Consider the following 8,106-nt stretch of genomic DNA (forward strand, 5'->3'; position numbering starts at 1 on the left):
GAGATCACCCAGGACAGCGGCGCGCGCACCATCGGCGTCGATAAAGGCTACTCCGAGGTGCTGGTCGATTCCGACGGCGAGCACCACGGTCAGGAACTGGGCGCGATCCTCACCGACACCTCCGACACGCTCAAAGCCAAATACCAACGCCGCGCCAAGCTGCGCGCGTGCGCCAACAACACCCGCAACCCGCGCAAGCGCGAGCACATTCGCCGGTTCAACCTCGGGCGCAAGAAGCTCAACCGGCAGATGGACAAGACGCACGCGCGCATCCGCGATCTGGTGTTCCAGTCGGTGAACAAAGTGGTCGATAAAGCCGCAGTGATCGCTGCGGAAGATTTAACCGCCCCGATGGCGGGCAAGTCCTTCGGCAAGAACGTCAATCGCCGGCTGGCCAGCTGGACGAAAGGCGTCATTGCCGAAGCACTTGACAGTGTTTCAAGCCGCAGAGGTTCTGCGGTCGTGCTGGTCAATCCGGCCTATACCTCGCAAATTGATTCCCGCAACGGATGCCTGCTCGGCAAACGCCAAGGGGATCGGTTTTACTGTTTCGATGGGGAGGTGTTGGACGCCGACCAGAACGCTGCGCAAAACGTGCTGGCACGCTTAACTGATCCGGACATCGAGCGGTTCACGCCGTATCGAGCGGTGAAGGCCATCGTGCAAGCACGGACTGAGCGCCTCCGGTTGGGACTGCTCAACCAGGACTCCAGTTGCTCGCCCGGTCAATCACGGGCGCTATCAACGGAGAGCGAATTACCGAATGCGCACTTTTGCGCATGAAATCCGGAGCAGGCAAGCCATGGCCGATAGTCAAATCATGCCACAACAACCAGCGGCTACCGCGACGAGCCAGGTCGCCCAGTCCGTGGTGCCCGATATCACCGCTGAGCCTGCCGGCGGGATCCTCGATTGGATACTCATGGGTGCCATTGTCGCAGCAGCCACTTACTATCTGTATCTCAAGTTGTGGCGCCAAGGCGGCCGTTGCGACAGTTGCGGCCAAGCGAAGGGCGGAAGCTGCGCCAACTCACGAGGCAGCAGCACGTCCGTCCCGGTCAAGGAGCTATTGGCCAGCGCAAAGCGGCAGTGAGGCGCGCGGGCCTGATGGATGCTTGCGTTTGTAACGCGCGAGCACCGGCTCAAGCTGCTCTTTTGGCCAGAATTTCGGAGCACCGATTTCCTTCAGGCAGGAGGCATTCCAGTACAGCCCGGCGCGCGACAATGACCGGCCGGCCACGACCGTTTCTGCAACAGCTTCAATGTCGGCGGCTGCGGGATAGATGTACAGGGTGGTCGGATCGTTTTCGGTGATCTCAACAATCTCGTTCGCGTCCGGTGGCGACCAACTGGTGCAGCCGCTGCTGCGCCCGCCTGAGTAGTCCACCAGCTTGCCCAGTGGCACGTAACCCGCGCTGTTCGCATAAGGATTGCCCGGGTCACGCAGCAAACAGGCGTCCTTGATCAAGACCGCCGCATGCCCTCCGATCGCGCGTTGCTCGGCGTTCGCGGTTTCGCCTTCTCCCTCGAACGGCACAAAGGGCCGGACCAGGGCCGCCCGGCGCCCCGAGGCCACGCGGTAATAGCCCTTAAAGGAACTTCGTGCTTCATCCGTGACATAGACGCCCCCGGCCGTCAGCTTGGAGCCCGAGGCATTGCTGAAATGCTTCGCACAGCGTCTGCCGTTCCTGAAATCTGCCATGCCCTTGAGCGTGCGTCCACCACCATGGCCGGAGGAAACCGCGCGAAACGACCGTTGCGACTCGCAGATGATGTAGAAACGGTGATCTTGTCCGCCATTGCTCGATCCGTGTGGGCGCGTCGCGTCCATTGCGAAGTAGCAGGGATTGTGCACCACCCCTTCGCCGACCTTGCGCAAATACAGTGCGCGTGCGCGTTGCAAGACCACGGGTGCGATCTGCCCCTCGCCCTCGCCGATATGGGCCTTCAGCCAGGAGGGTATGCCAGAGGATTGGCCCGACAACTGGCCAGAGAACGCTTCGGTCGGGAAGGATCGCGCCGATGCTGGCACAGAGACGATACTGATGAAGAGGCTAAGAAGTGTAACAAGCCCGAATCTGATGTGCATTGCTCAATCCTGCTGCTCCTAAAAACCTAAACAAAGTTGCTCATGGTGGTTTTTCGGTGATTCGCTCTCCGTTGATAGCGCCCGGGATTGACTGGACGAGCAACTGGAGTCCTGGTTGAGCAGTCCCAACCGGAGGCGCTCAGTGCGTTCCAGCAAGATCGCCTTCACCCGTTGAAACGGCGTGAACCTTTCGATGTCCGGGTCTGACAATCTTGCCAGCACGTTTCGCGCAGCGTTCTGATCCGCCTGCAACACAACCCCGTCGGAACAGTAAAACCGATCCCCTTTCCGCTGGCCGTCGAGACAACCGGTTCGGGAATCGATTTGCGATGTGTAAGCCGGATTGACCAGAACGACCGTCGAACCTCGACGGTGTGAAACACTGTCAAGTGCTTCGGCAATAACGCCTTTTGTCCAAGCCGCGAGGCGGCGATTGACGTGCTTGCCGAAGGACTTGCCCGCCATCGGGGCGGTGAGATCTTCTGCCGCGATCATGGCGGCTTTGTCGACAACGGCGTGAACCGATTGAAACACGATGTCGCGAATCCGCGCCTGGGTTTTGCCCATCTGCCGGTTGAGCTCCTTGCGTCCGAGGTTAAACCGGCGAATGTGCTCGCGCTTGCGCGGGTTGCGGGTGTTGTTGGCACGCGCACGCAGTTTGGCGCGGCGCTGGTATTTGGCTTTGAGTGTGTCGGATTGCTCGGTCAGTATTCGGCCCAGTTCCTGGCCGTGGTACTCGCCGTCGGAATCGACCAGCACCTCGGAGTAGCCTTTATCGACGCCGATGGTGCGCGCGCCGCCATCCTGTTTGGATTTGACATCAATGGCGTAGTGGACTTCGATGCGGTCATCGTCGGTGAGGATGATGCGCAGGGTGCCGGTGGGCGCGACGGTGGTATCGAGCGGGATGGCGATGCGAGTGCCTTTGACCAGGCCGGGGATCTTGATCCAGGCGCGTCCGCCAAGGTGGAAGCTGGTGTAGTTGTCCGCGCGGACGATGATCTGGTTGTGGGTGTGGTTATGCCCGCGCACCCAATGCTTGCGCATCACCCGGCGCAGATAGGGGTCACGCGTCCAGTCGGTGCGCTTGAGCGCGCTGAACAGACGTTTTTGCTCGGCCTTGTCTTGGGTGTGCCGCCAGATACAGCGCCGCACCTTGACTTTGGCCGCTTCCATGTTGGCGGTAATGTCGCCTTTGGCATCGCGCAGCGTTTCTTTCCAGGCATTGGCCGAGACCGGGAAGGTGCGCCCCTCGCGCAGCCAGGCATCGCGAATCTGGCGGTCGGATAAATCCACGCCTTGCCGCGAGCCAAAGCGCTGCCAGACCTCGCTGCGCACCTGCCCGAGCCGTCGCGCCTGTTCGCGCAAGGCCGCCACCTTGCCCTTGTTCGGGCGCTTGGCGCGTAAAATCCGCGTGACCTTCATTCGCACAAATCCTTGGGCTGACGAATGGGCATCTCGGCAACGTCCTTTTTGATGGATTCTTTGTGCGCTACCAGCAGCACGCGCGACGCTCCGCTCAGCATTAAACGAACATCGGACTCATCGAAATACCGGTGTCCCGACGGCAACCGCTTGGCTTGGAGTTTCCCTTCGCGCTCCCAGTGGCGCACGGTCTGCACCGAGCGACCAATCCGTTTGGCAAACTCTCCGATACTGTAGTGGCTGCTCATATTGCATAATTACAGAAACCTCTGGCAATAAATCAAGCAACTGTTAATTGCTCCTTGCACCGTGCCCAACGCACAGCCTTAATCGAAGGGTTGGAATGGATGTTCAGGCAGGTTTCCTGACTCGCGCTCAACGCCAACATCCGCCTTCCCAGGTGTGATCTCCCAGTGGCTTTGTGGATGAGGCTCACGCTCACAGTTGCGTGGGCAGTCGCGGATCGAGTCATGTTTGAGCAACCTCTACCGCGTTCCCTTTTATCCTGGAGACTCGCGTCTCACGATGGAACCTGAACCAAATCAGCATGACACAGAACCGTTGTGCAATCAATTGTGGACCAATTAACCGATTGCTTCATCCGAGGCACGCTCGGCAAGCACGAAAGCTGGCGTCGCGCCTCGCGCGCAACAGCGCCTGCGCTGACCCGGCTGATCGCGATTGACGCACTTGTCTTCTCCGCTATGCTGTACGGTTAGACGGACCCCCTTTATCGTCATGCTCGCACTGGCCCGGCGCTTGCGGCCGCTCATCAGCGAGAATGGCGAGTCGAGTCTGCTCATTGCGAAGGGCCGCGTCGTCCCCTGTTGGCGCACAGCGCCGCGTTTGCTGCCGAATGACCATCATTAGAGGTGCTGGAGATGCTTCACCCCAATCAGTTCCGCGTCATGGAAGCCTGGGTGGCTTTCAATTTGAACGAAGCGCCGATTCACACCGAGCACGACGGTGATTTCAATGTCGTTGCGCTCATGGATGCGGCCAGTTGCTTTCTCCTCAGCAACGGTTTCATCTCGACGGGACAGTCCGAGATGAGGAATGCCGAAGCGCTACGCGCACTTGAAGAGGCATGGTCACACAAGCAAGACTTCCCGCAGCAGCTCATGGTATCCAGCGGGCAAAGAATGAACCAACTCTTGGCGGAAGCCCGCAACTTAGGCATCAAGGTGATTGAAGTGTCGGAGGACGAACTGCAACCGCTGATCGCAGAGGCCAGAGAGAGTTTCAGGGAGCACTTTGCTGCTGGCCGCTTGCATTGATGATGGTCCAAGTTATCTCTACGGCACCGAGCCTCGCTGGACTCAGACTCGAGGTCACCGCCATGGACAGCTCCGGGATGGTTCCGGCCCGCAGGGCAGCGGCCAGGACTTGCTCATCGACAATACCGCCGCGCGCGGTATTGATCAGCAGGGCATCCGGGCGCATCAGGCCAAGCTCGCGCGTGCCGATCAGAGCGCGGGTAGCATCCGTTAGCGGGCAATGCAGACTCAGCACGTCGACTTCAGGGAGCAGCTGATCGAGTGGCCATCGGCCCTCTGCGGCCGGTCCGCCCGGGCGCCGGGCGACCAAGATGCGCATCCCAAACGCTTCGGCCACCCGAGCAACAGCCTGACCGAGCTCGACGAAGCCCAGGATGCCCAGGGTGCGCCCGGCCAATTCCCGAATGGGGAAGTCCATCAGACAGAAACGCTCATGGCGTTGCCAGGCCCCGCTCGCCACCGCGCGCTGGTAGTCCGGCAAGCGTGTCGTCAGTGCAAGGATCAAGGCGAAGACATGCTGCACCACCGAGGGGGGGCGTAGCGCACCACGTTGGTGACCGCGATCCCCAGTTCCCGCGCGGCGATCAGATCGACATTGTTGTCCAGGTCTGAGTACTCTGCCATCGCTGCATCCGCCGCCATTGCCAAAAGCTGCATCCTACCTGTAGGCAGCAAGGGTCGTCATCGGCGCTGACTTGCGGATGGTTCACAGCCAGAAAGACGCCACCCTCAGCGCGCGGTTCCCAAGGATTTGATGACCTGCTCCCAACTGACCTGCGCCCGATTCCCTGCCTGTCCCTCGTAATGGCTTTGATTGGACGCATCCTTCGGCAACCCAGCCCAGACGGTATTCACGTTTAGAGGTTGCTTCCATGCTTCTCCTCAAACGCCCTCAAGCTGGCGGCGTCGGTCGGTTCACCTCGGTATTTGTCGCAGAAATCCAGATAGAACCGCAGCCACCGACAAAAATGCGGCCGATGATGCTCGGCGACACCGGCCGCCAACATCGCGGCGTCGAAGCGAGCGGCGACTTCAGGAGGAGTTTGTAGCATTCGCGAGGCCCTTGCGGGATAACATTCTCGGCTAGGAGGATATCCCACATAAGTAACCTGTTCCAGGACCGAGTGCCAAGGGCCAAATCCCATGGTAAGCTTATCCGGAAACCATATAATCACTGGTTATGCGTAATAAACCTACTGGATAATTGACTAAGACCTGGGGCTACTAACCAGCCAAGAAATATTTAGTTATTTAAGACTTCATATATGGAAATTAACTTCTCTCAAATTAGAACACATGATGGTAGTAAAAACTCAGGCTTTGAAGAGTTGATTTGCCAAATTGCCCATCTTCAAAAACCAGATGATGGAAAGCGGTTCGTTAAGAAGGATGGCGCTGGAGGTGATGCTGGTGTTGAGTGTTACTGGATTCTTGACGACGGATCGGAGATATGCTGGCAAGCGAAATATTTTTTAGATGGAATGAGTTCCTCTCGTTGGCAACAAATAGATGAATCATTCACTACAGCCTTAGAGAAGCACCCAAAGTTAACACACTATGTTGTCTGCTTGCCTTTAGATAAAGCAGATAGCAGAAAGAAAGGAAGAGGTGGAAAACAAGTAGTTTCTGTCGAAGATGAGTGGCTAGAACACATTAAAAAGTGGGGAAGTCAAGCAAAGGCCGCTGGTAGTAAAATAACGTTCTCATACTGGGGTAAGCATGAGATTACTACTTTCCTAACGATTGATGACCCCCTTTACTCTGGTAGAGCTTTGTACTGGTTTAACGAACCATTTTTCGGAACAGATGTATTCAGAAATATCGCAAAGAGGTCGCAAGACAGCTTGGGAGATAGGTATAGCCCAGAGTTTCATGTTGAACTCGCCATTGCAAAGAGTTTCGATGGTCTGTGTTTGAACCCCTCATGGTGGGATCTTCTCAAAGAGAAAAAAGCAGAGCTGAAAGATGTTAGCTTAGATGTGATTTCTTTCTTGAATAAAGAAGGTAACACTGAAGGCACATCATTAAACAGAGAAAGCATAAAGAGCTTGGATGAACAGCTTAACGATTTTCTAGAGAAATTTAGTAGGAGGATTACACAGAAAGATTTCCACAATCGAATATCAAGCATAAGCTCTTTGCTAGAGGAGCTATCTAAGCTATATGCCGAGGTTTATAAAGATGCGCATGATAAAATCGACTGGTCTGAAAGAAAAGATAACTCTAGAAGTGCTCTATATAAATTATCGGGCACAATAGACGATCTATCATCTTTCCTAAAGCAAAGGAAGGCCTTATCGTCCCAGACGAAAACTGCGCTTCTTTACGGGGAAGCAGGAATAGGTAAATCACACCTCTTATGTGATTTAAGCTTGCATAGAATCAATGAAAACTTACCAACACTGTTTTTATTGGGCGCTCAATATCAAGGCGGGAACCCAATTAGTTTTATAAAAGAATCATTGGACTTACAAAACTATAGAAACTCCCAGGTTTTAGGTGCTATAGATGCAGCGGGAGAAGCATCGGAGGCGAGAGCACTCATTGTCATTGACGCTATCAATGAGGGTGGTCACAGGGATGACTGGCTTGATCAAATAACAAGCTTCCTGTCCGATTTATCACGATTTCCATATATTGCTGTTCTGTTTAGTTGTCGCAGCACATATCTAAATTACATCCTTCCTGATAGCGCAGACGAAAACCTATTGCCTCGTATAGAACATTATGGATTTAGAGGGCATGAGCATAGGGCTGCGGAGAAATTTCTTTCCCAGCAAGGCATATCCAAGCCAAGCGCACCAATATTAGCACCTGAATTTACAAACCCCCTTTTCTTGAAAACATGCTGCCAAGCGCTTAGACAAAATAAGCAAACCTCATTTCCAAAAGGCCTGAACTCTATTACCTCATTATTTGATTTTTATGTTGATAGCATTGAAAGGATTGTGGCGAGAAAGAAAAAATTCAATCCGCAAGAGAATATCGTTAAGTCCATACTTATTGATATAGCGTCAAAATTATTACCAGATAATCTTGAAGGCCTTCCGAAGCAAGATGTTAGAAAACTGATTAATAATTACGACCCAAACCCGAATTTCGGGGACAGCCTTTTCGATATATTAATTGATGAGGGTATTCTTTCTGAGGATATTTCTTATAAGGAAGAGCAGCGTGGAAACCTTATTGTTAGTGCGCCAAGCGAAGCTTGGCGCTTCTTGCCGGGTGAAAGTCCCGGTCGGGTAAGGGCTAGCCACCCACCCGTATCGCGTGTTGCGCCTCTGGCGGATAGCGACGCTCTGGTCGGGAGACTGG

7 protein-coding genes, 2 pseudogenes and 1 riboswitch are annotated in these 8,106 nt (G+C 55.1%); of the genes and pseudogenes, 5 read left to right on the top strand and 4 right to left on the bottom strand.

The window, feature by feature from the left end; all coding sequences use genetic code 11:
- Both CKO36_RS18015 and CKO36_RS18020 read left to right on the top strand, forming a co-directional pair.
- Positions 1 to 783, top strand: a 783-nt coding sequence (locus tag CKO36_RS18015) for a zinc ribbon domain-containing protein (RefSeq protein WP_200286298.1), incomplete at its 5' end; no start/stop codon positions are given.
- A 19-nt stretch (positions 784 to 802) separates the two neighbouring features.
- The gene (locus CKO36_RS18020) at positions 803 to 1,093 is read left to right on the top strand and encodes a hypothetical protein (RefSeq protein ID WP_200286299.1); all 291 of its coding nucleotides are present in this window, start codon (positions 803 to 805) and stop codon (positions 1,091 to 1,093) included.
- Here the strand turns inward: CKO36_RS18020 and CKO36_RS18025 are convergent.
- The 3 genes and pseudogenes from CKO36_RS18025 to CKO36_RS18035 form a co-directional block, all read right to left on the bottom strand.
- Positions 1,067 to 2,089: a hypothetical protein gene (locus tag CKO36_RS18025; RefSeq protein ID WP_200286300.1), complete on the bottom strand. Its 1,023-nt coding sequence runs from the start codon at positions 2,087 to 2,089 to the stop codon at positions 1,067 to 1,069. The two genes, CKO36_RS18020 and CKO36_RS18025, sit on opposite strands and share 27 nt — an antisense overlap.
- Positions 2,090 to 2,107: 18 nt before the next feature.
- The gene (locus CKO36_RS18030; RefSeq protein ID WP_200286301.1) at positions 2,108 to 3,514 is read right to left on the bottom strand and encodes an RNA-guided endonuclease TnpB family protein; all 1,407 of its coding nucleotides are present in this window, start codon (positions 3,512 to 3,514) and stop codon (positions 2,108 to 2,110) included.
- Positions 3,515 to 3,600: 86 nt separating this feature from the next.
- Positions 3,601 to 3,762, bottom strand: a pseudogene (locus tag CKO36_RS18035) (MerR family DNA-binding transcriptional regulator); the annotation flags it as partial.
- A gap of 89 nt (positions 3,763 to 3,851) precedes the next feature.
- A riboswitch (cobalamin riboswitch) is annotated at positions 3,852 to 4,065 on the bottom strand.
- Positions 4,066 to 4,395: 330 nt separating this feature from the next.
- Between CKO36_RS18035 and CKO36_RS18040 the strand changes: the two are divergent.
- Entirely contained in the window at positions 4,396 to 4,791 is a 396-nt protein-coding gene (locus tag CKO36_RS18040; protein WP_200286303.1) for an RNA methyltransferase substrate-binding domain-containing protein, read from the top strand.
- A gap of 37 nt (positions 4,792 to 4,828) precedes the next feature.
- Here CKO36_RS18040 and CKO36_RS18045 read toward each other — a convergent pair.
- Positions 4,829 to 5,391: pseudogene (locus CKO36_RS18045) on the bottom strand (NAD(P)-dependent oxidoreductase); the annotation flags it as partial.
- 272 nt (positions 5,392 to 5,663) lie between these two features.
- On the opposite strand from CKO36_RS18045, the gene CKO36_RS18050 reads away from it, so the two are divergent.
- Together CKO36_RS18050 and CKO36_RS18055 are read left to right on the top strand one after the other, a co-directional pair.
- On the top strand, positions 5,664 to 5,840 hold the full coding sequence (locus CKO36_RS18050) for a hypothetical protein (RefSeq protein ID WP_200286304.1): 177 nt from the start codon (positions 5,664 to 5,666) through the stop codon (positions 5,838 to 5,840).
- 216 nt (positions 5,841 to 6,056) lie between these two features.
- The coding region (locus tag CKO36_RS18055; RefSeq protein WP_200286305.1) for an NACHT domain-containing protein at positions 6,057 to 8,106 on the top strand (2,050 nt) is incomplete at its 3' end.

Origin of the sequence: Rhabdochromatium marinum, assembly GCF_016583795.1 — a bacterium.
Classification (GTDB): Bacteria; Pseudomonadota; Gammaproteobacteria; order Chromatiales; family Chromatiaceae; genus Rhabdochromatium; species Rhabdochromatium marinum.